Below are 23,741 nucleotides of genomic sequence, written 5' to 3' on the forward strand. Positions count from 1 at the left end.
ATGTAGAGTTTCCCTTGACCAACCAAGGGGAGACAGACATGACTCAGGCAGTCGCGGCCACGCCGCACCGTCGCCCGGGCTTCTCGATCGTTGCGGCTGCGGCGCTGGCGGCCGGCCTCGCATTCGGCGCGTTCGATGCGCCGGCGAATGCGGAAGTACTCGTCGCTTCCAGGCCCGCCGCGGCGTACCCGGCGCCGCCTTCCGCGCTGTATCCGGAGCTGTTCGCCGCGGTGCAGCTGGGGCAGGTCTTCAAGGACGGCAAGACTTTCGTCGATGCCGTGCCCAAGAGTTCGCCCGCCGCCGTCGCCGCGCAATACAAGCGCGAAAAAGACCGACCCGGTTTCGATCTGTCCGCCTTCGTGCAGCGGCATTTCAATCTGCCGCAGGACAACGGCGACGCCTACGTCAGCGATCGTTCGCAATCGCTCTCGCAGCACATCGCCAGCCTCTGGCCGCACCTGACGCAGCAGCCGCGCAAGCCCGCCGCCGGTTCCTCGCTGCTGCCCTTGCCCGGGCCCTACGTGGTGCCCGGCGGGCGCTTTCGCGAGGTGTACTACTGGGACTCGTACTTCACCATGCTGGGCCTGCTGCAGAACGGCGAGCCGCGCGCGATACGCGACATGGTCGGCAATTTCGCGAGCCTGATCGACCGCTACGGCCACATCCCGAACGGCAATCGCAGCTACTACCTGAGCCGCTCGCAGCCGCCGTTCTATTTCAAGATGGTCGGCCTCCTGTCCACGCAGGACGAGGCCGGCGCGTATGCGCGCTACCTGCCGCAACTGCAGCGCGAGTACGCGTTCTGGATGGAGGGCGCGAAGGGCCTCAAGCCCGGCACCGCGCACCGCCGCGTGGTGGCGCTGGCCGACGGCAGCGTGCTGAACCGCTACTACGACGACCGCGCCGTGCCGCGCGACGAGTCGTATGCGGAAGATGTCGCGCTGGCGAAGAAGAGCAGCCGCCCCCCCGCCGAGGTCTATCGCGACCTGCGCGCCGCCGCGGAGAGCGGATGGGACTTCAGCAGCCGCTGGTTCGCCGACGGCAAGACGCTGGCCACCATCGAGACCACCGCGGTCGTGCCCGTGGACCTGAACAGCCTGCTGTACGGCCTGGAGAACGCGATCCGCCTGGGCTGCGAGCGCGTGCGGGACGCCGCCTGCAGCACCGATTTCACGCAGCGTGCCGAACGCCGGCGTCTGGCTGTGCAGAAATACTTGTGGAACGAAGCCGGCGGCCACTACGTGGACTACCAGTGGATCAAGCAGCAGCCGACCGGCCGGCCGGGCGCCGCCACGCTGTACCCGCTGTTCGTCGGCCTCGCGGAACCGGCGCAGGCGGCGCGTGTGGCCGAGTGGACAAGCAAGGAACTGCTGAAGCCCTATGGCCTCGTGACGACGCCGACCCCCACCGACCAGCAATGGGATGCACCCAACGGCTGGGCACCGCTGCAATGGGTCGCGGTGGACGGCCTCCGGCGCTATGGCCAGCACGCGCTCGCGCGCGACATCGCGACGCGCTGGATGGGCAAGGTGCAACAGGTCTACGGCAGCAGCGGCAAGCTGGTCGAGAAATACAACGTGATCGACAACAGCGGCGAGGCCGGCGGCGGCGAGTACGTGCTGCAGGACGGCTTCGGCTGGACCAACGGCGTGGCCATGCAGCTGATGACGATCTATCCCGAATTGAAGCGCCCTTGACGGCCCGCAAACGCCCGTGGGGCCGGATCGCCGCCGCACTCGTGCTCGCGACGCTGGCGGCCTGGGGCTTCGTCATCGAGCCGCGCTGGGTCGCCGCACGCATTGAGCCGCTGGGCTCGGCGCAGTGGCAGCCGCCGGCCGGCCTCAAGGTGGCGATGGCGGGCGACTGGCACCTCACCACGCGCTCGGCGTGGCGCGTCACCAGCGCGGAGCGCGCCGCGCGCATCGTCGACGAGATCAACGCGGCGCGGCCCGATGTGATCCTGCTGCCCGGCGATTTCCTCGCGGGATCGGGCGACGACGAGGCGTTCTCCATCGAGGACATGGCCGCCGTGCTCGGCCGCCTGAAGGCGCCGCAGGGCGTGTACGCGGTGCTCGGCAACCACGACTGGTGGCACGACGGCGAACGCACCGCCAAGGCCTTGTCCGCGCAGGGCATCCGCGTGCTGGAGAACGCCTCGGTGCGATTGCCGGGCCACGACCTCTGGGTGGTCGGCATCGGCGACGACTCGACCGGCCATTCGGAGGCGGACAAGGCACTGGCCGGCGTGCCCAAGGGCGCCGCGACGCTGGTCATGATGCACGACCCCTTCAGCTTCGCGACCATGCCGCGCACGCAGGGGCTGGTGGTCGCTTCGCACACGCACGGCGGGCAGATCAGCGTGCCGGGCTACGGCGCGCTGGTGGTGCCGGGCCGCGCGCCGCGCGAGTGGGCCTACGGCTGGATCGCGCACAAGGGCAGGCGCATGTACGTGACGAGCGGGCTGGGCGTGAGCATCCTGCCGGTGCGTTTCAACATGCGGCCCGAGTGGGTGATGTTCCGGTAGCGCCGCCCTGCCGTGTCATCGGTTTCGATGACAGACAGGATCACGCGGGCGGCGCAGCATGGCGATCTCTTCGTCGGAGGTCCTTGCCATGTCCATCTTCAAACCCGTTTCCCTCGCCGCGGCCCTGTTGTGCCTCGGCGCATCCGCGCAAGCGCAGCCCGCCGCCGTGGACATCGCCACGCTGACCGCGAGCGATGCGGTGCAGCAGCTGTGCGCCGACACGGTGACCAGCGAGCAGCTGGTCTCGGCCTACCTCGCGCAGGCCAAGGCGAAGGCGAACCTCAATGCCTTCGTCACGCTCGACGAGGCCGGCGCGCTGAATGCCGCGCGCGCCGCCGATGCGCAGCGCAAGCGCGGCGGCGCCTGCAAGCCGCTGGCTGGGCTGCCGGTCGTCATCAAGGACAACATCCAGGTGCAGGGCCTGCCCGCCACGGCCGGCTCGCCCGCGCTCAAGGGCTTCGTGCCCGCGGCCGATGCGCCCGTGGTCGCGAAGCTGCGCGCGGCGGGCGCGGTCATCCTCGGCAAGACCAACATGCACGAGCTGGCCTTCGGCGTCACGGGCTACAACCCCGCGTTCCAGACCGGCCCCGAGGTCGGCGTGCGCAACGCCTACGACGCGAGCCGCATCGCGGGCGGATCGTCGTCGGGCAACGGCGCGGCGCTCGGCGCGCGCATGGCGCCAGCGGCGCTGGGCACCGACACGGGCGGCTCGGTGCGCATTCCGTGCGCGTTCAATGGCTGCGCATCGCTGCGCCCGAGCATGGGCCGCTACTCGCAGCAGGGCATCGCGCCGATCTCGCACACGCGCGACACCGCGGGCCCGATGGCGCAGTCGATGGCCGATGTCGCGCTGCTCGATCGCGTGATCGCGGGCGGCGCTGCGATCAAGCCCGCCGATCTCAAGCGCGTGCGCCTGGGCGTGGTGCCGGCCTTCTACGCGAACCTCGATGCCGACACGCGCGCCGCCACCGATGCGGCCCTCGCCAAGCTGCGCGCGGCAGGCGTCACGCTGGTGGACGTGGAGATGCCCAAACTCATGGACTTGAACGGCGCCATAGGCTTCCCGCTCGCGCTGTACGAAGCGCACGACGACATGGTCGCGTACCTCTCGAAGTACCGCACCGGCATCGACATCGCGCAGCTCACCGCCGGCATCGCGAGCCCTGACGTCAAGGGCACCTTCGAGGCCTTCGTGATCCCGCGCAAGCTCCCCGCGCCGAACGGCACGGTCGATGCGAAGCCGGCCTACGACAACGCGATGCGCGTCGCGCGGCCCGCATTGCAGAAGCTCTACCGCGACACCTTCGCGAAGAACAAGCTCGATGCGCTCGTGTTCCCGACGGTGCCGCGCGTGGCCCTGGCCGCCGCGCCCGAAGCCAGCAGCCCCGAGAACTTCGGCGCGCTGATCCAGAACACCGACCCCGGCAGCAACGCCGGCATTCCGGGTGTGCAGTTGCCCTCGGGACTCGGTGCGACCAGCGGGTTGCCCATCGGGCTGGAGCTCGACGGGCCCGCCGGCAGCGACCACAAGCTGCTCGCCGTGGGCATGGCGGTGGAAGGCGTGCTGGGACGTTTGCCGGCACCCACGAAGTAGGGCGTTTCCGCCGCTTCGTACCGACCAGCGCTCGAAAAATGAAAGGCCGTTCGCGCTGAGCTTGTCGAAGCGCCGCGCAGGGCTTCGACAAGCTCAGCCCGAACGGCGGGGGTCTGGATCGTGAATCGCGTCAGCGCTTGGACAGCCCGGCCAGCGCCGATCGCCGCTCGATCCCGAGCTTGTCGAAGATGCGCCGCAGGTAGGTGCGCACCGTCGGCACGCTCACCGCCATGCGCCGCGCGATCTCCTTGTCGGTGAGGCCTTCGCACACGGCGCGTGCGACGTCCTGCTCGCGTGCGCTCAACGCATGCCATGAAGTCTCCGCAGGCATCGGCACGGCAGCCGCCGTGCGCTGCGCACGCTGCAGCGCACCGATGAACGCGGGCTCGATCAGGTCGAGCAGCCCCTTCTCGTGGTCCCCGAAATCGCCGCGCCCCTTGCGCCGCCAGATGCGCAGGTCGCCCAGTGCGCGGTCGCCCTCGAAGGCGTGCAGGTTCATGCCCCAGTGCAGCCCGTCGCGCGAGAGAAAGTCGGTGAAGAATTCCGTGCGCATCAGTTCGCGCTGCGGCATCACATCGGTCACGCGCGTGGCGCGGCGGTGCGACTGCAGCACGAAGGTGATCGGGTCGTGGTGCTGGTGCCATTCGCCGTAGCGGTCGAGGTTGGCCGGGTCCATGTTGAGCGCCACGCGGCCGTCGAAACGGCCGCTCTGGGCGTTCCACACGAAGGAGGCGAACTGGTCCGCATGCAGCAGGTCCAGCAGCGCCCAGCCCAGGCGCTCGCGGATGTCGCTTTCGCCGCGCTCCTGCGCCAGCAGCGTGAAAACGCCGCGCAGTGCCTGCTGTTCGGAGCCTGTCAGGTACATCGCCGCCTCGCTCTGGTTGTCGCCATGTAAGGCTAACGTTTAGCAAGCGCCGCGCCAAGGGTGGATGCCCCGGGGCCGTCACGGGGAGCGCGCAGAATCGCGGGCTGTACGCCCATGTCTTCGACACCGTCTTCTTCCCCTTCGCCCGAAGCGCCCCCTCCCGCATCCCCGTGGCAACGGCTGCGCGCCTACTGGGTCGAGGCGCCGAACGCCGACCCGCTGGTCGACCAGAGCCTGGCCCGCGCCTACATCGTCGACACGCGCGACACGCCGCTGTCGGCGGCCATGATCGCGGCGGTGTTCTGGGGCATGTTCCTCGTGCTGACCGGCAACCGCGGCACGCTGGTGTGGGCCGTGCTGGTGCATGCGATGCAGTGGAACATGCACCGCCACCTGCACCGGCTGGACCCCGACGCCATCGACGTTGCCTCGGCCGCCCGCACGCGCCGGCAGCTGGAGCTGCGCATGCTGTTCCCGGGGCTGGTGTGGGCGCTGGCGCCGTGGCTCTTCTTTCCGCACGGCGACCTTGCCTACATCCTCCTGATGTACTTCTTCGTGAGCGGCACCACCGGCGTGATCATCGCCGCGCTCGCGCAGTGGTGGCTGGCCGCGGTGTGCTTCGGCGTGCCAGTGTTCCTGAGTCTGGCGCTGCGGCTGGTGCTGGAGCCGGGCAGCGTGCCGGTGATCATGGGGTGCCTGGCGGTGTCGCAGTTGCTCGCGTCGCTGCACTATGCGCGCAAGCAGAACCGGCTGATCGTGCGATCCATCGAGAACGGCTTCGAGAATGCGCGCCTGGCCGAGGCCCTGTCGCGCCAGCTCGACCATGTGGCGCAGATGGCGGCGCAGCGCGCGCGCATCTTCGCGGCCGCCAACCACGACCTGCGCCAGCCGATGCACGCGCTGGCGATCTTCGTGGACGCGCTCGACACGCGCAGCGCGCCCAGCGCCGACAACCTGCGCTTCATGCGCGACAGCGTCGATGCGCTGCGCGGCTCCATCGACGCCTTGCTGGACATCGCGCAGCTCGATGGCGGCGTGGCGCCGGTGCGGCTGGAGCCGTTGCGTCTCGACGCCTTGTTCACGTCGCTCAACGGCCGTTTCGCCGCGCTGGCCGACGCCAAGGGACTCGTGCTGCGCATCCGCCCGACCGGGGCGGTGGTGCGCGCCGATGCGCGCATGCTTGCGCGCGTGCTGGGCAACCTGGTGGACAACGCCATCAAGTACACGCCCCAAGGCACCGTGCTCGTGCTCGCGCGGCGGGTGCAGCGCGCCCCGGGCGGCGTGCCGGCCTGGCGTATCGAGGTGCGCGATTCGGGCGTGGGCATCGAGGCGCAGCACCGCGAACAGGTGTTCGAGGAGTTCTTCCAGGTCGACAACCCCGGGCGCGACCGCAGCCGCGGCCTCGGGCTGGGCCTGTCGCTGGTGGCCGGCATGGGGCGGGTGATGGGCTCGCGCATCGAGGTGCGCTCTGCGCCGGGGCGCGGCAGCACCTTTTCGCTGGTGCTGGAGGAGGCGCCCGCACCGACCGGCGTTGTGCCCACCGAATCGGCCCTGGCGCTCGCCGGGCCCTTGGCGGGCGCCCCGGTCCGCATCCTGGTGCTCGACGACGAGCAGCCCGTGCGCGAGGCGATGCGCTCGCTGCTCTCGGGCTGGGGCCACGAGGTGGCGCTGGCCGCCAACCCGCGCGAGGCGCTGCAGCACGGCGGCGTGTTCGACCTGATGCTGAGCGACCTGCGCCTGGGCAGCGGCCTCTCGGGCCTGGCGGCCGCGCAGGCGCTGCAGGCGGTCGGCAAGGCGCGCAACGTGGTCATCCTGACCGGCGAAACCGCCCACGCCAACCGGATGGAGGTCGAGCGCGCGGGCTATGCGCTGATCTACAAGCCGGCCGATGCAAGGGCGCTGCAGGACGCCATTGCCGCGAGCCGCATCGGCTAGCTTCTCCTGGCTCCGGGGTTGCCCCATCGGAGGGATCGCCGCGAGGTGTTCCAATAGCGGTCTTCATGAGCGCCATCGATCCCACCACCGGACCTTGCCCCTGCGGCCGCACCGACCGCCGCGACAAGCCCATCGGCTACGCCCTGTGCTGTGGCCGCTATCTCGACGATTTCGAGAACACGCCCGCCCCCGACGCCGAATCGCTGATGCGCTCGCGCTATTCGGCCTTCGTGCTGCAGCGCGCCGAGTACCTGCTGGCCACCTGGCACGCATCGAAACGGCCGGCCTCGATCGAGTTCGAGCCGGGCGTCAAGTGGCTGGGGCTGGATATCCGCTCGCGCTCGGTGCTCGATGCGGACCACGCCGAGGTCGAATTCGTCGCGCGCCAGCGCAGCAGCACGGGCACCGCCGCGCGCCTGCACGAGCGCAGCCGCTTCGTGCGAGAGGGCGAACGCTGGTACTACCTGGAAGGCGATCTGCAACACCCCGTGGCCTGACACGGGTTGACGCGCCCGGCCGGGGCTCGCACAATCGGCCTCGCTCCGGGGTGCACACACGTGGTGTGCTGAGATGGCAAAGCTGCCGACCCGCGAACTTGATCCGGGTCATACCGGCGTAAGAAGAGCTGCACTCCCTGACCCAGGTCCCGTCGCCCACCTTCCGCGACGGCCCCAAGTCCACCGAGCGATTGCGGAGCACCCTTTCCCTCAACAAGGAGTGCCCCGCATGAATGCCCCCGACAAGTTCACCTCCCTGCTCTCGCTCACGCGCGAGCCCTTTCCCGCATCGCACAAGTGCCTGATCCCGGGCAGCCGGCCCGACCTGAACGTGCCGGTGCGCGACGTGCTGCTGACCAACGGCGAGACGGTGTCGCTCTACGACACCTCGGGCCCGTACACCGATGCCAAGGTCGACATCGACGTGCGCCGCGGCCTGCCCGGCGTGCGCGATGCGTGGATCGCCGAGCGCAACGACACCGAAATCTACGACGGCCGCTCGCACCAGGCGCTCGACGAGGGCCTGAAGCACGCGCACGACCACGACGCCCAGCGCCTGGCCGAACTGCGCGCCGGCGCCTCGGCGCTGCAGCGCACGCCGCGCCGCGCGAAGTCGGGCGCCAACGTCACGCAGATGCACTACGCGCGCCGCGGCATCGTCACACCGGAAATGGAATACGTCGCCCTGCGCGAGAACGGCAAGCGCGAGTGGATGGCCGAATACCTCGCCAACGAGGAGCGCGCCAAGCGCGTGGCCGGTAACCCGATGGGTGCGAGCATTCCGCGCATCATCACGCCCGAATTCGTGCGCGACGAGGTGGCCCGCGGCCGCGCGATCATTCCCGCCAACATCAACCATCCCGAAGTCGAGCCGATGGCCATCGGCCGCAACTTCAAGGTGAAGATCAACGCCAACATCGGCAACTCGGCCGTCACCTCGAGCATCGAGGAAGAGGTCGAAAAACTCGTGTGGGCGATCCGCTGGGGCGCGGACAACGTGATGGACCTGTCGACCGGCAAGAACATCCACACCACCCGCGACTGGATCGTGCGCAACTCGCCGGTGCCCATCGGCACGGTGCCGATCTACCAGGCGCTGGAGAAGGTGGGCGGCGTGGCCGAGGACCTCACCTGGGAGATCTTCCGCGACACGCTGGTCGAGCAGGCCGAGCAGGGCATCGACTACTTCACGATCCACGCGGGCGTGCGGCTGCCGTTCATTCACCTGACGGCCGACCGCATGACGGGCATCGTCTCGCGCGGCGGCTCGATCATGGCCAAGTGGTGCATCGCGCACCACAAGGAGAGCTTTCTCTACGAGCGCTTCGAGGACATCTGCGACATCATGAAGGCGTACGACGTGAGCTTCTCGCTGGGCGATGGCCTGCGTCCGGGCTCGGGCGCCGATGCCAACGACGAGGCGCAGTTCGCCGAGCTGCGCACGTTGGGCGAGCTCACGCAGGTCGCGTGGAAGCACGACGTGCAGACCATGATCGAAGGCCCGGGCCACGTGCCGATGCACATGATCCAGGCCAACATGGACGAGCAACTCAAGCACTGCCACGAGGCGCCGTTCTACACGCTCGGGCCGCTGACGATCGACATCGCGCCGGGCTACGACCACATCTCCAGCGCCATCGGCGCCGCGATGATCGGCTGGGCCGGCACCGCGATGCTGTGCTACGTGACACCGAAGGAACACCTCGGGTTGCCCGACCGCGATGACGTCAAGCAAGGGATCATCGCGTACAAGATCGCGGCGCATGCGGCCGACGTGGCCAAGGGCCACCCCGGGGCGCGGTCGCGCGACGATGCGCTGAGCAAGGCGCGCTTCGAATTCCGCTGGCAGGACCAGTTCAACCTGGGCCTGGACCCCGACACCGCGCGCGAATTCCACGACGAGACGCTGCCGAAGGACTCCAGCAAGGTGGCGCACTTCTGCTCGATGTGCGGCCCCAAGTTCTGCTCGATGAAGATCACGCAGGAAGTGCGCGAGTACGCGGCGAAGAAGGGCGTGGCCGAGGCCGAAGCGATGGCCGAGGGGATGGAGGAAAAGTCCAAGGAGTTCATGGCGGGCGGCGGCGAGATCTACATACCGATACGCGCCGTGTCCTGAGTGCGCCGGGGGTCGTTGCTACCATGGGGGACTCCCCCGAACCCCTCCAGCGCAATGACCCCATTTCCTTTCGCCGCCGTCCTCTTCGACTGCGACGGTGTCCTCGTGGACTCCGAACCGATCACCAACCGCGTGCTCGCCGACATGCTCGGCGAGCTGGGCTGGCACCTCACCACCGAAGAGGCGATGAACACCTTCACCGGCAAGGCCGTGAAGGACGAGGCGCCCCTCATCGAAGCGAAGACCGGCTTCGCCATCACGCCCGAGTGGCTCAAGACCTTCCGGGCCCGGCGCAACGAGGCGCTCGAACGCGACCTCACCGCGATCCCCCACGCCCCCGCGGCCATCCGCCAGATCCACGCGCTGCTCAAGGGCCGCATCGCCTGCGCCTCGGGCGCGGACCGCCACAAGGTCGAGCTGCAGCTGGCCAAGGTCGGGCTGCTCGACTGCTTCGAAGGGCGTATCTTCAGCGGCCATGAAATGCCGCGCTCCAAGCCGCACCCCGACGTGTACCTCGCCGCCGCCGAAGCGCTGGGCGTGGACCCCCGGCGCTGCGCCGTCGTCGAGGACACGGTCACCGGCGCGATGGCCGGCGTGGCCGCGGGTGCGACGGTGTTCGGCTACAGCACGGGCGAATCGGGCCACAGCGGCCCGGGTCCGCTGTTGAGCGTGGGCGCGGTGCGGGTGTTCAGCGACATGGCCGAATTGCCGGCGTTGCTATCGGGCTTTGGCCTGCAGGCGGCCTGAGTTTCTGGTGGAATGGTCGGTACCGTTTTCACCTCATTCGCAGGAACGAAGGAACCCCGCCCATGACCTCCGAATACAAGACAGAACAGCCCGACCGCGCCGAAATCGACGCACGCACCGGCCCCGCCGTGGTCGAGTTCGGCACCAACTGGTGCGGCATCTGCAAGGCCGCGCAACCGAACATCGCCGAAGCCTTTGCGCAGTACCCGGACATCCCGCGCATCAAGGTCGAGGACGGCAGCGGTCGCCCGCTTGGCCGCTCGTTCAACGTGCGGCTCTGGCCCACGCTGGTGTTCATGCGCGACGGCAAGGAAGTCGCCAAGCTCGTGCGGCCGGAAGACAGCCAGTCCATCGCCGACGCGCTCGCGAAGATCGCGCAGCCGGCCTGACCCCCTTCGCAGCCGCTAGAGCCCCTGCGCCCGGAAGTCCCGCGGCGCATGCCCGGTCCATTGCAGGAACGCGCGCGAGAAGCTCTTCTCGTTGCGAAAGCCCACCGCCAGCGCCACCTGCTTGATCGGCCGGTTGGTGCGGCGCAACTGCTCCACCGCGAGCTCGTGGCGCACCTCGTTCTTCAACGTCTGCAGCGACGTGCCTTCCTCGTGCAGCTGCCGGTGCAGCGTGCGCCCCGACACGTTCAGGAGGCCTGCCAGCGCCTCGGCGGTGGTGGCCTCGGCGGCGCGCGAGCGCAGCAGCTCGCACACGCGCTGGCCCAGCAGGCGGTCGCGGCGGTATTGCAGGATGGTGAGCGGCAGCGCGCGCTTGAGCATGGTGCGCAGCGCGCGCTCGTCGCGCTGCAGCGGCAGGGCGAGGTAGCGCTCGTCGAAGCTGAGCGTGGCCTGCGGCGCATCGAAGCGAACCTCGGGCGTGAACATCGGCGCATAGGCATCGCGGTGCGAGGGCGCCGCGAACGGAAAGGTGGCGCTGCGCAGCGAGATGCGCGAGTCGATCGCCCAGCACATGTAGCCGTGCATGAAGCGCAGGCTCGTGACCAGGCAGAACTCGCGGAAGGCCTCGTCCAGCGGGCGGTTCTCGGTGATGCGCAGCGTGGCCACGCCGCCTGCCACTTCGAGCGCGAGGCCGATGTCCTCGGTCAGCAGGCGGTGGTGGCGGCACCAGCGCTTGATGGCCACGCCCAGGTCGGGCGAGGTCAGCGAGGCGCGGCACAGCATGCCGTAGCTGCCCCAGGGCAGGCGCCGCGAGAACCAGCCCAGGGCCTCGTCGTCCAGCTCCTGCATGGCGTGTTCCGAGAGCGCCTCGAACTGCGCCGCCGTCACCCGCGCGCCGGGCCGGGCCAGTTCGCGCGGCGTGATCTGTGCCGCCTTCAGAGCCTCGGCGGGGTCCATGCCGTAGCGCTCGTAGCCCTTCGCGATGGCTCTCACGAAGGCCATGGGGGTGACGGCGCGGGCGGGCTTCAGGAAGGCGGGCGAGGTCATGGTCGAAGGGGAAAGACGTGGCGCAATTTGCAACCATTGTGGCGCCAATTGCGGCGCGACGAGGCGTAAGCTGCAATGGTTCCAAGCGCCATTCCGCGTGGGCAGCCCTGCGCGCCGACCCCTCAGAGGAGACAACACACATGCACGATCCCGGCCTGAACTTCGACCTGGGCGAGGACATCGACTCGCTGCGCAGCGCCATCCAGGACTTCGCCGCGAACGAAATCGCGCCCCGCGCCGCCGACATCGACCGCGACAACCTGTTCCCGCACGACCTCTGGCAAAAGCTCGGCGAGCTCGGCCTGCATGGCATGACCGTGAAGGAAGAGTTCGGCGGCACCGAGCTGGGCTACCTGGCACACATCGTGGCCATGGAAGAAGTCTCGCGCGCCTCGGCCTCGGTGGGCCTGTCGTACGGCGCGCACTCCAACCTGTGCGTGAACCAGATCCACCGCAACGGCAGCGATGCGCAGAAGAAGAAGTACCTGCCCAAGCTGGTGAGCGGCGAGCACGTCGGCGCGCTGGCCATGAGCGAGCCCAACGCCGGCTCCGACGTGGTGAGCATGAAGCTCAAGGCCGAGAAGAAGAACGGCTGCTACGTGCTCAACGGCGGCAAGATGTGGATCACCAACGGCGGCGACGCCGACACGCTGGTCATCTACGCCAAGACCGAGCCCGAGATGGGCGCGCGCGGCATGACGGCCTTCATCGTGGAAAAGAATTTCAAAGGTTTTTCGGCCGGCACGAAGCTCGACAAGCTCGGCATGCGCGGCTCCAACACCTATCCGCTGTTCTTCGACAACTGCGAAGTGCCCGAAGAGAACGTGCTCGGCGGCGAAGGCCTAGGCGCGAAGGTGCTGATGAGCGGCCTCGATTACGAGCGCGCCGTGCTCTCGGGCGGACCGCTCGGCATCATGGCCGCGTGCATGGACGCGGTGCTGCCCTTTGTCCACGAGCGCAAGCAATTCGGCCAGAGCATCGGCGAGTTCCAGCTGATGCAGGGCAAGCTCGCGGACATGTATTCGACATGGCAGGCCACGCGCGCCTACGTGTATGCCGTGGGCAAGGCCTGCGACCGCAACGACCATGCGCGCACCTTCCGCAAGGACGCGGCCGGCGCGATCCTCTACTCGGCCGAGAAGGCGACGTGGATGGCCGGCGAGGCGATCCAGGCGCTGGGCGGCGTGGGGTACACGAAGGACTTTCCAGTCGAGCGGTTGTGGCGCGATGCCAAGCTGTACGAGATCGGCGCGGGCACGAGCGAGATCCGCCGGATGCTGATCGGTCGCGAGCTGTTCGCAGAAACCGCATAAGCTGTTTTCTCCCTCCCCCCTCTGGGGGAGGGCAGGGATGGGGGCAAGCGGCGTTCGATGAAGCACTGCGATGAACATGCGCCGCTTGCCCCCATCCCAACCTTCTCCCAGGGGGAAGGAGCAAGACAAAACGGAGACAAGGAACATGAGCATGACTGCTGCGTTGACCGAGAGCTACGGCAAGGGCACCACCGACGTCCCGCTGATCGAGCAAACCATCGGCGATTTCTTCGACGACATGGTCCGGGCGCAACCCGACCGCGAAGCCCTCATCAGCCGCCACGAAGGCAAGCGTTTCACCTACCGCGAACTGCAGACCCAGTCGAACAAGCTCGCGAGCGCGCTGCTGAATCTCGGCCTCGTGCCGGGCGACCGCGTCGGCATCTGGTCGCACAACAACGCGCCCTGGGTGCTGATGCAGATCGCGACCGCCAAGGTCGGCCTCATCCTCGTGAACATCAACCCGGCCTACCGCACCTCGGAGCTCGAATACGCGCTCAACAAGGTCGGCTGCAAGGTGCTGGTGACGATGGCGCAGTTCAAGACCAGCGACTACCTGGGCATGCTGCGCGAGCTGGGCCCCCAGCGCCTGCCGCAGCTGCAGCACACCTTCTGGATCGACGGCAAGGCCGCCGCCGATGTGCAAGAGCCGGGCATGCAGCGCTTCAGCCAGCTGCTCGCGAGCGGCGACGCCGCCGATCCGCGCGTTGCGCAGGTCCAGGCGACGCTGAAGGCCACCGACCCGATCAACATCCAGTTCACCAGCGGCACCACGGGCTTTCCCAAGGGCGCGACCCTCACGCACCGCAACATCCTGAACAACGGCTTCTTCATCGGCGAGTGCATGAAGCTCTCGCCCATCGACAAGCTCTGCATCCCGGTGCCGCTGTACCACTGCTTCGGCATGGTGCTGGGCAACCTCGCGTGCCTCACGCACGGCTCGGCCATCGTGTACCCGAACGACGGCTTCGATCCGCTCACCGTGCTGGAGACCGTGCAGGCCGAGAAGTGCACGGGCCTGCATGGCGTGCCCACGATGTTCATCGCCGAGCTGGACCATCCGCGCTTCAAGGAGTTCGATCTCTCCACGCTGCGCACCGGCATCATGGCTGGCTCGCCGTGCCCCATCGAGGTGATGAAGCGCGTGGTGAACGAGATGCACCTTGGCGAAATCACGATCGCCTACGGCATGACCGAGACCAGCCCGGTGAGCTGCCAGAGCAGCACCGACACGCCGCTGGACAAGCGCGTGTCCACCGTGGGCACGGTGCAGCCGCACCTGGAAGTGAAGATCATCGACCCCGAGACGGGCGCCGTCATGCCGGTGGGCAAGTCGGGCGAGCTCTGCACGCGCGGCTACTCGGTGATGCACGGCTACTGGGAAGACGAGCCGAAGACGCGCGAGGCCATCGACGCCGAGCACTGGATGCACACCGGCGACCTCGCCACCATGGATGCCGAGGGCTACGTCAACATCGTCGGGCGCATCAAGGACCTGGTGATCCGCGGCGGCGAGAACATCTACCCGCGCGAGATCGAGGAATTCCTCTACCGCCACCCGAAGGTGCAGGACGTGCAGGTGGTGGGCCTGCCCGACAAGAAGTACGGCGAGGAGCTGTGCGCCTGGATCATCGTCAAGCCCGGCCAGAGCGCGACCGACACCGAGATCCGCGACTTCTGCAAGGGCCAGATCGCGCACTACAAGGTGCCGAAATACATCCAGTTCGTCACCGAGTTCCCGATGACGGTGACCGGCAAGATCCAGAAATTCAAGATCCGCGATGCCATGACCGAGCAGCTCGGTCTCAGCCAAGAAAAGACAGCATGAGCAAACTCGAAACCAAACTCAACGCACGGTCGGCCGACTTCCAGGCGAATGCCGCGGCGATGCGCGCGCTGGTCGATGACCTGCACGCGCAGTTCGCGAAAGTGGAGCAGGGCGGCGGCGAGGCCGCGCGCGCCAAGCACACCGCGCGCGGCAAGCTGCTGCCGCGCGATCGCGTGGCCGAGCTGCTGGACCCGGGCACGCCGTTCCTGGAGCTCGCGCCGCTGGCCGCGCATGCGATGTACCTCGATGCCAAGGGGGCCGAATCGGCACCGGGCGCCGGCATCATCACCGGCATCGGCCGCGTGAACGGCGTGGACTGCATGATCGTCTGCAACGACGCGACGGTGAAGGGCGGCACCTACTACCCGATGACGGTGAAGAAGCACCTGCGCGCGCAAGAGGTCGCCGAGCAGAACCGCCTGCCCTGCATCTACCTGGTCGACTCGGGCGGCGCGAACCTCCCGAACCAGGACGAGGTGTTTCCCGACCGCGACCACTTCGGCCGCATCTTCTACAACCAGGCCAACATGAGCGCCCAGGGCATCCCGCAGATCGCGGTGGTCATGGGCTCGTGCACGGCGGGCGGCGCCTACGTGCCGGCGATGAGCGACGAATCGATCATCGTGAAGAACCAGGGCACCATCTTCCTGGGCGGCCCGCCGCTCGTGAAGGCGGCCACCGGCGAGGTGGTGACGGCCGAGGACCTGGGCGGTGGCGACGTGCACACGCGCCTGTCGGGCGTGGTCGATCACCTCGCGCAGAACGACCTGCATGCGCTGGCGCTCGCGCGTTCGGCGGTGGCGAATCTCAACGCCAAGACAGCGGCGCCGCAGCCGGCCGCGCATCCGGCGGTGAATGCCCCGGCGTTCCCGCGCGAAGAGCTCTACGGTGTGATCCCCACCGACACACGCAAGCCCTTCGACGTGCGCGAGATCATCGCGCGCATCGTGGACGGCAGCGAGTTCCACGAATTCAAGGCGCGCTTCGGCGCCACGCTGGTCTGCGGCTTCGCCGAGATCGAGGGCATGCCCGTCGGCATCATCGCCAACAACGGCATCCTCTTCAGCGAGTCGGCGCAGAAGGGCGCGCACTTCATCGAGCTGTGCTGCCACCGCAAGATCCCGCTGGTGTTCCTGCAGAACATCACCGGCTTCATGGTGGGCCGCAAGTACGAGAACGAAGGCATCGCGCGCCACGGCGCCAAGATGGTGACGGCCGTGGCCACGGCCAACGTGCCCAAGTTCACAATCATCATCGGCGGCAGCTTCGGCGCCGGCAACTACGGCATGTGCGGCCGCGCGTACAGCCCGCGCTTCCTCTGGATGTGGCCCAACGCACGCATCAGCGTGATGGGCGGCGAGCAGGCCGCGAGCGTGCTGGCGACCGTGAAGCGCGACGGCATCGAATTGAAGGGCGGCAGCTGGAGCAAGGACGAGGAAGAAGCCTTCAAGGCGCCGATCCGCCAGCAGTACGAAGACCAGGGCCACCCCTACTACGCGACCGCACGCCTCTGGGACGACGGCATCATCGATCCGGCCGACACGCGCCGCGTGCTCGCGCTGGGCCTGGCCGCGTCGCGCAATGCGCCGATTCCCGAGCCGAAGTTCGGCATCTTCCGCATGTGAGAGGGGGCACCGCATGAGCAGCACCTTCACCAAACTGAATCTCTCCATCGACGGCGCCATCGCGCGCATCTGGCTCGACCAGCCCGACGCGCGCAACGCGTTCGACGACATCGTCATCGCCGAGTTGACGCAGGCCTTCACCGAAGCCGGCGCCGCGCCGCAGGTGAAAGCCATCGTGCTCGGCGCGAATGGCCCGGCCTTCTGCGCGGGCGCGAACCTCAACTGGATGCGCCGCATGGCCGACTACACGCGCGGCGAGAACATCGCCGACGCGGGCAAGCTGGCTGCGATGCTGCGCACCATCGCCGAGTGCCCCAAGCCCACCATCGCGCGCGTGCAGGGCGATGTGTATGCGGGCGGCATGGGCCTGGTCGCGGCCTGCGACATGGCCGTGAGCGTGGACACCGCCTGGTATTGCCTGAGCGAAGTCAAGATCGGCCTCGTGCCCGCGACCATCAGCCCCTACGTGCTGCGCGCGATGGGCACGCGCGCCTCGCAGCGCTACTTCCTCACGGCCGAGCGCTTCACCGCCGCCGAGGCGCACCGCATCGGCTTCGTGCACGAAGTGGTGGCCGCCGATGCGCTCGATGCCAAGGTCGATGAGCTCCTGAAGGCGCTGACCGGCGCGAGCCCGGCCGCCGTGCGCGCCTGCAAGCAACTGATCGCCGACGTGGATGGCCGCGAGATCGACGACGCGCTCATCGCCAGGACGGTCGAAGGCATCGCCGACATCCGCGCGAGCGACGAAGGCCGCGAAGGCGTGCAGGCCTTCCTGCAGAAACGCAAACCCTCCTGGCTCGCGGGCTGACAGGCAAGGACGCTCCATGACCGCGCTCGACATGCCCCAACTGCTCGCACTGGCCGCCGCCATCGGCTGGGCCAGCGGCGTGCGGTTGTACCTCGTGGTGCTGCTCACGGGCATCGTCGGCTATTTCGGCTGGGTGCCGTTGCCCAGCGGCCTGCAGCTGCTGGCGCATCCGGTGGTCATCGCGGCCAGCGGTTTCATGGTGTTCATCGAGTTTTTCGCCGACAAGATCCCCGGCCTCGATTCGCTCTGGGACGTGGTGCACACCGCGATCCGCATTCCCGCGGGCGCCGCGCTCGCGGCCAGCGTGTTCGGCGCGGACCATGGCGTGATGGCCATCGTCGCCGCGCTGGTCGGCGGCGGCTTCGCGGCCACCGCGCATGCGGCCAAGGCCACGACGCGCGCGGCCATCAACACCTCGCCCGAACCGTTTTCCAACGTGGGCGCCTCGCTGGTCGAAGACACGATGGTGCCGGCCGGGCTGTGGCTCGCGGTCGCGCATCCGCTCGTCTTTCTCGTGCTGTTCGCCCTCGTGCTGGTGCTCAGCGTGTGGCTCATCCGCAAGAGCTGGCGTTTCCTGCGCGCGCTGTTCAGCCGCGTGGCCCGCATCTTCAGCGGCCGGCCCGATCCGGGCGTCGTGCCTGCGTTTCAACTGAAAAAGAATCCTCCGGGAGACACTCCGAATGTTTAAGAAGATCCTCATTGCCAACCGTGGCGACCAGCCGCAAAGCGGCGCAGCGGCGAAGCCAAATCGCATGACACGCGCAGCGTGCTCAGGCGATTTCACCGCGAAAGTCCACCATGTTTAAGAAGATCCTTATCGCCAATCGCGGTGAAATCGCCTGCCGCGTCGCGGCCACCGCCCGCCGCATGGCGATTCGCACGGTCGCCGTGTACTCCGATGCCGACGCGCACGCCAACCATGTGCGCGCCTGCGACGAGTCGGTGCACATCGGCGGCAGCGCACCCAAGGAAAGCTACCTGCGCTGGGAACGGATTCTCGAGGCCGCCAAGGCCACGGGTGCCGAGGCGGTGCACCCGGGCTACGGCTTCCTGAGCGAGAACGAGGAGTTCGCGCAGGCCTGCGCCGACGCGGGCCTGGTCTTCATCGGCCCGCCGCCCTCGGCGATCAAGGCGATGGGCCTGAAGGCCGAGTCCAAGCAGCTGATGGAAAAGGCCGGCGTGCCGCTGGTGCCCGGCTACCACGGCCACGACCAGGACCCGGCGCTGCTGCAGCGCGAGGCCGACCGCATCGGCTACCCGGTGCTCATCAAGGCGAGCGCGGGCGGCGGCGGCAAGGGCATGCGCGCGGTGGACAAGGCCGCGGACTTCGAGGCCGCGCTCGCCTCGTGCAAGCGCGAAGCCATCAACAGCTTCGGTGACGACGCGGTGCTGATCGAGAAGTACGTGCAGCGCCCGCGCCACATCGAGATTCAGGTGTTCGGCGACACGCACGGCAACTATGTCTACCTGTTCGAGCGCGATTGCTCGGTGCAGCGCCGGCACCAGAAGGTGCTGGAAGAAGCGCCCGCGCCCGGCATGACCGAGGCGATGCGCAAGGAAATGGGCGATGCGGCCGTGGCTGCCGCGCGCGCTGTGAACTACGTGGGCGCTGGCACGGTCGAATTCATCGTCGAACAGCGCGAAGGCGGCGAGATGAACTTCTTCTTCATGGAGATGAACACGCGCCTGCAGGTGGAGCACCCGGTGACCGAAGCGATCACCGGCCTCGATCTCGTCGAATGGCAACTGCGCGTGGCCTCGGGCGAGCCGTTGCCCGCCAAGCAGGCGGACCTGCAGATCCACGGCCACGCGATCGAAGCGCGCATCTGCGCCGAGAACCCCGACAACAACTTCCTGCCCGCCACCGGCACGCTGCGCGTGTACCGCAAGCCCCAGGCGACGGCGTTCCAGCGCAGCCGCGTGCGCATCGACGACGGCGTGCGCGAGGGCGGGGAGATCTCGCCGTTCTACGACTCGATGATCGCCAAGCTGATCGTGCACGGCAGCACGCGCGAGGAGGCGCTCGCGCGGCTCGACGCGGCGCTCGCGCAGGTGCAGATCGTGGGCGTGGCGACCAACGTGCAGTTCTTGCGCGGCATCCTGGCGACCGAATCGTTCTCCAAGGCCAACCTGGACACTGCGCTGATCGAGCGCGAGCGCGCCGTGCTGTTCGACCGCGAGGCGCTCGGCCTGCCGCTGGCGGCCGCCGCCGCGATCACGCGCACGCTGGTCACCGAGTGGCCCGCGAAGATGCCCGATCCCTTTGCCCGCCGCGACGGCTGGCGCGCACTGGGCGAGTACCGGCGCCACTTCGATTTCGAATTCCGCGGCGCCGAGCAGACGGCCGTGCTGACTTACAAGCGCGACGGCGGCCTCTGGCTCGAAGCCGGCGGCACGGCCGGGCCGCTGGTCATCGGCCAGTTCCCCACGGGCGAGTTCGAGGTCGAGTTCGCCGGCGCGCGCCAGACGCTCGACGTGCACCTGGACGGCGCCACGGCCCACGTGTTCGCCGCCAAGGGCGCCACGAAGATCACCGCCGTCGACCGCCTCGCCCACGCGGGCGACACGCAGTCCGAAGGCGGCCGGCTCACCGCGCCGATGCCCGGCAAGGTCGTGTCCTTCGCCGTGAAGGCCGGCGACAAGGTCAGCCGCGGCCAGCCGCTGGCGGTGATGGAAGCCATGAAAATGGAACACACCATCGCAGCGCCCGCCGACGGCACGGTCGAGGAACTGATGTTCTCGCCCGGCGAGCAGGTGGCCGAAGGCGAAGAACTGCTGCGGATGGCCGCCGCGGCCTGACGACGGCCTGAAGAGCTTCGCGGAGGTCCCGCGAAATTCGTTAACCCCGTTGCGGGGGCTCGCCCGTATCAGCTGCGGTAGTCATCATTTCAAGGGATCTTTCATGACGCATCGCACGCTCTCGGTTTCGCCACGCTTCGCCATCCTTTCACTGGCAGCCGCGCTCGCGCTGGCCGGCTGCCAGCGCAGCGAAGTCGCCTCGCTCGACGCGGCGCCGCCGCCGGCCCCCATGTCGGCGCCTGCAGGCTTTGCGGGCGGCATGGCGATGAAGGAGCGCTCGCGCGGCGCGCCGCAGGCCGAGCAGGCGGCCGACGCCGGCCAGGCCCAGGAGGCCCCGCTGCAGCGCTATCTCGCGGTGCGCCAGGACCTGAACGTCGAGGTGCCGCCCGAGCAACTGGCCGACGCCTGGGGCAAGGTGCGCGACCTCTGCGGCACGCTGCAGTGCGAGCTGCTGTCTTCGTCGCTGCTGCGCGAGACGCCGCAGCAGCCCGGCAACGCCATGCTCGAGATGCGCGTGGCGCCGGCCGATGTCGACAAGCTGCTCAATGGCCTCGCGGGCGTGGCCAAGGTGGTGTCGCAGAACACCACGAGCGAGGACAAGACGGCCGAGGTGATCGACGTCGAGGCGCGCATCAAGAACCGCACCGAGTTCCGCGACAGCCTGCGGCTGATGCTGCGCGACACGGTCACCAAGCGCACCATGGCCGACCTGCTGGCGATCCAGCGCACGCTCTCGGACACGCAGGCCGAGTTGGACGCCATCGCCACCCAGCGCAAGGTGCTGGCGCAGCAGACGAGCAAGCAGCACATCCAGATCCAGTTCACGCCCAGCCGCACGCTGGTGCAGAGCGGCCGCAGCTACAACCCGATGATGCGGGCGCTGCGCGAGGCCGGCTCGGTGCTGGCCGAGAGCGTGGGCGTGCTCATCACCTTCCTGGCGGCGGTGTTGCCGTGGCTGCTGCTGGTGGGGCTGCCGCTGGTGTGGCTGGTGCGGCTGGTGTGGCGCCGCCGCCGCGCGAAGGCGGCGTGAAAAAGCGGCGTGAAGGGGCGGCGTGAAAGGGCGGTGGGCGATCAGCCCACCACCACTTCGCTCATCTGCAACACCGGCGCGATGTCGGTGTAGTTCTTGATGTCGCCCAGGATCTCCTTCGCATGCGGTCCGAAAGCGGCCTGGAAGGCCTCGGCCGATTCGCAGAACACGTGGCACATGCCGACGTAGGTGGGTGGCGTTCCGGGGGCGCCGCCGGCCAGGCCCTTGTCGATGGTGTACGAGAGGCAGGCATCGCCCATGCGGGCCTTCAGGAGCGGCATGTGCTTGTCGCGGTAGTAGGCGTGGTCGAAGCGGGCATCGGCCGTATACGGGTACATCACGCTGACTTTGATCATGAGGGTCTCCTGATGGAAGGGATGGGATGGGTGTGGTTGGTGTTCGAGCATAGCCATCCATGCCCGCCGCGTCAGCGGCCTCACTAAGATTCGTCCTCATGCGAATCACCGTCTACCTCACCGACAACCGCCCAGACCCCTGGATCGAGGGCCTCAAGGCCGAACTCCCCGATGCCGTCATCGAAGCCTGGAAGCCCGGCGCACCGCAGGCCGACCATGCCGTGGTGTGGGCGCCGCCGCAGGAATTCATCGACCAGCAGCCCGCGCTGCGCGGCATCTTCAACATTGGCGCGGGCGTCGATGCGCTGCTCAAGCTCAAGGTACCCGCGCACACGCGCATCGTGCGGCTCGACGATGCGGGCATGTCGGTGCAGATGGCCGAATACGTGTGCCACACGCTCATCCGCCACTTCCGCGAGTTCGACGTGTACGAGGCGGATGCGCGCGAAGGCAAATGGAGCTACCGCAAGCCGAAGCTGCGGCGCGACTTTCCGGTCGGGATCATGGGCCTGGGCGTGCTGGGCGAACGCGTGGCCAAGGCCGTCGCGCAGTTCGAGTTTCCGGTGCTGGGCTGGAGCCGCTCGCCCAAGGCGATCGAGGGCGTGCAGGTGTTCAGCGGCGAGGCGCAGTTCGATGAATTTCTTTCGTCCACGCGCGTGCTGGTCAACCTGCTGCCGCTGACCGAGGCCACGCGCGGCATCCTCAATCGCAAGACGCTGGGCAAGTTGAAGCCCGAGGGCTATCTCATCAGCATCGCGCGCGGCGCCCACCTCGTGGAAGAGGACCTGATCCCCATGCTGGACGCCGGCGAGCTCGCGGGCGCGACGCTCGATGTGTTCCAGGTCGAGCCGCTACCGGCTGACCACGCCTTCTGGCGCCATCCAAAGATCACCGTCACGCCCCATGGTTCGGCGCGCACGCTGCGCGAGGAGTCCATCGCGCAGATCGCCGGGAAGATCCGCGCGATGGAAGAGGGCCGGCCGATCAACGGCATCGTCGATCCCGTCCGCGGTTACTGACGCGATGCGCCACCGGCGATCTCGCTGAAAGGAGGCGAATGAAGGGGAAACCCTGACGCTTTTGTTTTTCACATACGCGAAAATTTATTCATGGTTGTGAAAACAGCGTTTCGCGTGATCGAGATCGTCGAGCTCTTCGCCCGGGAGAAGCAGCCGCTGGCGCTGTCCGAGATGGCACGGCTGCTCGACATGCCGGTGTCCAGTTGCCTCGGCCTCATCCGCACGCTCGAAGAGCAGGGCTACATGTACGAAACCGGCCGCCGCCAGGGCTACTACCCGACGGGCCGGCTGCTCGCGATGGCGCAGGTCATCGCCGCGCACGACCCGGTGCTCGACCGGGTAAAGGCCACGCTCGAGGAACTGCGCGACGCCGCGCGCGAGACCGTGGTGTTCGGCAAGTTCCGCGATGCGACCCAGGTGGTCTACCTCGACGTGCTGAGCGCGCCGCAAAGCATCCGCTACACGGCCGAGTCGGGCGAGACGCGGCCCGCCTACGCCAACTCTCTGGGCCGCGCGCTGCTCTCCACGCTCGCGCCCGAGGCGCGCCGCAAGCTCCTGGACGCCACGGCGCTCCTGCCGCTGACCGACGCGACGCTCACCACCACCGACGCCATCGAGGCCGAACTGCAGCGCTCCGCCGCGCGCGGCTGGTACGGCAACCTCGGCGAAAGCATTCCCGACCTGATCGGCCTGGCCTGGCCGCTGCGCATCGGCGGCGAGGCCTATGCGATCTCGGTCGCGGGCCCGCGCTACCGCATGGAGCCGCGCATCGAGGAGATCGCCGCGATGCTGCGCTCGGCGTGCCTGGCGATCGAACCCAAGACAGAAAGCCCCCGATGACCACCACCACCACCACCACCACCGCTGCACGCTACTTCGTCCGCGAGGACGAGATCGCCGGCTACCACCCGGCCAACCACACCGGCACGCTGAACAAGCGCCTGATCGGTCCCGAGACCGTGGGCGCCAGGCAGCTGGAGGTGCTGGTGGGCCACATCCAGAAGGGCAAGGGCGCGCTGCCGCATGCGCACCCGGGCATCGAGCAGGTCTGCTACATGCTCGAAGGCCGCGCGGTCGCCGAGGTGGGCGGCCAGCGGCAGGAGCTGCACCCCGGCGACAGCTGCTTTTTTCCGGCCGACGCGATGCACACCTTCACGGTGGTGAGCGAGGAGCCGGTGCGCGTGCTGGTGATCTACAGCCCGCCGTACGAGGAACTGCCGGAGCGCGTGATCCGGCCCTGAACGACAACCAC

21 protein-coding genes and 1 riboswitch are annotated in these 23,741 nt (G+C 68.4%); of the genes, 18 read left to right on the top strand and 3 right to left on the bottom strand.

Features of this window, described 5'->3' with window-relative positions; genetic code table 11:
- The first annotated feature begins 38 nt into the window (after positions 1-38).
- The 3 genes from treF (at position 39) to iaaH (ending at position 4,118) form a co-directional block, all read left to right on the top strand.
- Positions 39-1,697, top strand: coding sequence for an alpha,alpha-trehalase TreF (gene treF, locus JC881_RS28250; RefSeq protein ID WP_198789027.1), 1,659 nt, complete (start codon positions 39-41; stop codon positions 1,695-1,697).
- Positions 1,694-2,524, top strand: coding sequence for a metallophosphoesterase (locus JC881_RS28255; protein WP_198789028.1), 831 nt, complete (start codon positions 1,694-1,696; stop codon positions 2,522-2,524). Before treF ends, JC881_RS28255 begins: the two co-directional genes overlap by 4 nt.
- An 88-nt stretch (positions 2,525-2,612) precedes the next feature.
- Positions 2,613-4,118 (top strand): indoleacetamide hydrolase, encoded by a 1,506-nt coding sequence (iaaH, locus tag JC881_RS28260; protein ID WP_198789029.1) that lies wholly within the window; start codon positions 2,613-2,615, stop codon positions 4,116-4,118.
- A 130-nt stretch (positions 4,119-4,248) separates the two neighbouring features.
- Here the strand turns inward: iaaH and JC881_RS28265 are convergent, their stop codons facing one another.
- Complete coding sequence (locus JC881_RS28265; RefSeq protein WP_198789030.1) at positions 4,249-4,983, bottom strand: helix-turn-helix transcriptional regulator; 735 nt, start codon at positions 4,981-4,983, stop codon at positions 4,249-4,251.
- Between the two features lie 114 nt (positions 4,984-5,097).
- Here JC881_RS28265 and JC881_RS28270 point away from each other — a divergent pair, with 114 nt between their 5' ends.
- The 5 genes from JC881_RS28270 (at position 5,098) to JC881_RS28290 (ending at position 10,667) form a co-directional block, all read left to right on the top strand.
- On the top strand, positions 5,098-6,918 hold the full coding sequence (locus JC881_RS28270; RefSeq protein WP_198789031.1) for an ATP-binding response regulator: 1,821 nt from the start codon (positions 5,098-5,100) through the stop codon (positions 6,916-6,918).
- 65 nt (positions 6,919-6,983) lie between these two features.
- On the top strand, positions 6,984-7,415 hold the full coding sequence (locus JC881_RS28275; RefSeq protein ID WP_093442212.1) for a YchJ family protein: 432 nt from the start codon (positions 6,984-6,986) through the stop codon (positions 7,413-7,415).
- Positions 7,416-7,451: 36 nt separating this feature from the next.
- A riboswitch (TPP riboswitch) is annotated at positions 7,452-7,557 on the top strand.
- An 87-nt stretch (positions 7,558-7,644) separates the two neighbouring features.
- Entirely contained in the window at positions 7,645-9,531 is a 1,887-nt protein-coding gene (gene thiC, locus JC881_RS28280; protein ID WP_198789032.1) for a phosphomethylpyrimidine synthase ThiC, read from the top strand.
- 54 nt (positions 9,532-9,585) lie between these two features.
- A complete protein-coding gene (locus tag JC881_RS28285; RefSeq protein ID WP_198789034.1) occupies positions 9,586-10,278 on the top strand; it encodes an HAD family hydrolase in 693 nt (230 codons plus the stop codon).
- A 62-nt stretch (positions 10,279-10,340) separates the two neighbouring features.
- A complete protein-coding gene (locus JC881_RS28290; protein WP_198789036.1) occupies positions 10,341-10,667 on the top strand; it encodes a thioredoxin family protein in 327 nt (108 codons plus the stop codon).
- A 15-nt stretch (positions 10,668-10,682) separates the two neighbouring features.
- On the opposite strand, the gene JC881_RS28295 is transcribed toward JC881_RS28290, so the two are convergent.
- Positions 10,683-11,711, bottom strand: coding sequence for an AraC family transcriptional regulator (locus JC881_RS28295; RefSeq protein ID WP_198789038.1), 1,029 nt, complete (start codon positions 11,709-11,711; stop codon positions 10,683-10,685).
- A 140-nt stretch (positions 11,712-11,851) separates the two neighbouring features.
- On the opposite strand from JC881_RS28295, the gene JC881_RS28300 reads away from it, so the two are divergent.
- From JC881_RS28300 to JC881_RS28330, 7 genes are all read left to right on the top strand, one after another.
- Positions 11,852-13,024: an isovaleryl-CoA dehydrogenase gene (locus JC881_RS28300; RefSeq protein ID WP_198789039.1), complete on the top strand. Its 1,173-nt coding sequence runs from the start codon at positions 11,852-11,854 to the stop codon at positions 13,022-13,024.
- A 145-nt stretch (positions 13,025-13,169) separates the two neighbouring features.
- Positions 13,170-14,852 carry an AMP-binding protein gene (locus JC881_RS28305; RefSeq protein WP_269823218.1) on the top strand — a complete coding sequence of 561 codons (1,683 nt, stop codon included), beginning with the start codon at positions 13,170-13,172 and terminating at the stop codon, positions 14,850-14,852.
- Positions 14,849-16,477, top strand: coding sequence for a carboxyl transferase domain-containing protein (locus tag JC881_RS28310; protein ID WP_198789041.1), 1,629 nt, complete (start codon positions 14,849-14,851; stop codon positions 16,475-16,477). The genes JC881_RS28305 and JC881_RS28310 overlap by 4 nt, the downstream gene beginning before the upstream one ends.
- A gap of 13 nt (positions 16,478-16,490) precedes the next feature.
- The gene (locus tag JC881_RS28315; RefSeq protein WP_198789042.1) at positions 16,491-17,285 is read left to right on the top strand and encodes an enoyl-CoA hydratase/isomerase family protein; all 795 of its coding nucleotides are present in this window, start codon (positions 16,491-16,493) and stop codon (positions 17,283-17,285) included.
- Positions 17,286-17,301: 16 nt separating this feature from the next.
- Complete coding sequence (locus JC881_RS28320; protein WP_198789044.1) at positions 17,302-17,973, top strand: DUF4126 domain-containing protein; 672 nt, start codon at positions 17,302-17,304, stop codon at positions 17,971-17,973.
- Positions 17,974-18,083: 110 nt separating this feature from the next.
- Positions 18,084-20,084, top strand: coding sequence for an acetyl-CoA carboxylase biotin carboxylase subunit (locus tag JC881_RS28325; RefSeq protein ID WP_198789046.1), 2,001 nt, complete (start codon positions 18,084-18,086; stop codon positions 20,082-20,084).
- 103 nt (positions 20,085-20,187) lie between these two features.
- Positions 20,188-21,114 carry a DUF4349 domain-containing protein gene (locus JC881_RS28330; protein WP_198789047.1) on the top strand — a complete coding sequence of 309 codons (927 nt, stop codon included), beginning with the start codon at positions 20,188-20,190 and terminating at the stop codon, positions 21,112-21,114.
- 41 nt (positions 21,115-21,155) lie between these two features.
- Here the strand turns inward: JC881_RS28330 and JC881_RS28335 are convergent, their stop codons facing one another.
- Positions 21,156-21,470, bottom strand: coding sequence for an EthD family reductase (locus tag JC881_RS28335; protein WP_198789048.1), 315 nt, complete (start codon positions 21,468-21,470; stop codon positions 21,156-21,158).
- Positions 21,471-21,568: 98 nt separating this feature from the next.
- Here JC881_RS28335 and JC881_RS28340 point away from each other — a divergent pair, with 98 nt between their 5' ends.
- The 3 genes from JC881_RS28340 (at position 21,569) to JC881_RS28350 (ending at position 23,730) form a co-directional block, all read left to right on the top strand.
- The gene (locus JC881_RS28340; protein WP_198789050.1) at positions 21,569-22,489 is read left to right on the top strand and encodes a 2-hydroxyacid dehydrogenase; all 921 of its coding nucleotides are present in this window, start codon (positions 21,569-21,571) and stop codon (positions 22,487-22,489) included.
- 90 nt (positions 22,490-22,579) lie between these two features.
- The gene (locus JC881_RS28345) at positions 22,580-23,329 is read left to right on the top strand and encodes an IclR family transcriptional regulator (RefSeq protein ID WP_198789052.1); all 750 of its coding nucleotides are present in this window, start codon (positions 22,580-22,582) and stop codon (positions 23,327-23,329) included.
- Entirely contained in the window at positions 23,326-23,730 is a 405-nt protein-coding gene (locus JC881_RS28350) for a cupin domain-containing protein (protein ID WP_198789053.1), read from the top strand. The genes JC881_RS28345 and JC881_RS28350 overlap by 4 nt, the downstream gene beginning before the upstream one ends.
- Positions 23,731-23,741 lie beyond the last annotated feature (11 nt).

This window comes from Variovorax sp. IB41 (assembly GCF_016405905.1).
Taxonomy (GTDB): Bacteria; Pseudomonadota; Gammaproteobacteria; order Burkholderiales; family Burkholderiaceae_C; genus Variovorax.

Excerpts from the sequence above, each read along its gene's own strand:
- treF (WP_198789027.1), top strand. The coding sequence starts at position 39 with ATGACTCAGGCAGTCGCGGCCACGCCGCACCGTCGCCCGGGCTTCTCG.
- iaaH (WP_198789029.1), top strand. The coding sequence starts at position 2,613 with ATGTCCATCTTCAAACCCGTTTCCCTCGCCGCGGCCCTGTTGTGCCTC.
- JC881_RS28265 (WP_198789030.1), bottom strand. The coding sequence starts at position 4,983 with ATGTACCTGACAGGCTCCGAACAGCAGGCACTGCGCGGCGTTTTCACG.
- JC881_RS28270 (WP_198789031.1), top strand. The coding sequence starts at position 5,098 with ATGTCTTCGACACCGTCTTCTTCCCCTTCGCCCGAAGCGCCCCCTCCC.
- JC881_RS28275 (WP_093442212.1), top strand. The coding sequence starts at position 6,984 with ATGAGCGCCATCGATCCCACCACCGGACCTTGCCCCTGCGGCCGCACC.
- thiC (WP_198789032.1), top strand. The coding sequence starts at position 7,645 with ATGAATGCCCCCGACAAGTTCACCTCCCTGCTCTCGCTCACGCGCGAG.
- JC881_RS28285 (WP_198789034.1), top strand. The coding sequence starts at position 9,586 with ATGACCCCATTTCCTTTCGCCGCCGTCCTCTTCGACTGCGACGGTGTC.
- JC881_RS28290 (WP_198789036.1), top strand. The coding sequence starts at position 10,341 with ATGACCTCCGAATACAAGACAGAACAGCCCGACCGCGCCGAAATCGAC.
- JC881_RS28295 (WP_198789038.1), bottom strand. The coding sequence starts at position 11,711 with ATGACCTCGCCCGCCTTCCTGAAGCCCGCCCGCGCCGTCACCCCCATG.
- JC881_RS28300 (WP_198789039.1), top strand. The coding sequence starts at position 11,852 with ATGCACGATCCCGGCCTGAACTTCGACCTGGGCGAGGACATCGACTCG.
- JC881_RS28305 (WP_269823218.1), top strand. The coding sequence starts at position 13,170 with ATGAGCATGACTGCTGCGTTGACCGAGAGCTACGGCAAGGGCACCACC.
- JC881_RS28310 (WP_198789041.1), top strand. The coding sequence starts at position 14,849 with ATGAGCAAACTCGAAACCAAACTCAACGCACGGTCGGCCGACTTCCAG.
- JC881_RS28315 (WP_198789042.1), top strand. The coding sequence starts at position 16,491 with ATGAGCAGCACCTTCACCAAACTGAATCTCTCCATCGACGGCGCCATC.
- JC881_RS28320 (WP_198789044.1), top strand. The coding sequence starts at position 17,302 with ATGACCGCGCTCGACATGCCCCAACTGCTCGCACTGGCCGCCGCCATC.
- JC881_RS28325 (WP_198789046.1), top strand. The coding sequence starts at position 18,084 with ATGTTTAAGAAGATCCTTATCGCCAATCGCGGTGAAATCGCCTGCCGC.
- JC881_RS28330 (WP_198789047.1), top strand. The coding sequence starts at position 20,188 with ATGACGCATCGCACGCTCTCGGTTTCGCCACGCTTCGCCATCCTTTCA.
- JC881_RS28335 (WP_198789048.1), bottom strand. The coding sequence starts at position 21,470 with ATGATCAAAGTCAGCGTGATGTACCCGTATACGGCCGATGCCCGCTTC.
- JC881_RS28340 (WP_198789050.1), top strand. The coding sequence starts at position 21,569 with ATGCGAATCACCGTCTACCTCACCGACAACCGCCCAGACCCCTGGATC.
- JC881_RS28345 (WP_198789052.1), top strand. The coding sequence starts at position 22,580 with ATGGTTGTGAAAACAGCGTTTCGCGTGATCGAGATCGTCGAGCTCTTC.
- JC881_RS28350 (WP_198789053.1), top strand. The coding sequence starts at position 23,326 with ATGACCACCACCACCACCACCACCACCGCTGCACGCTACTTCGTCCGC.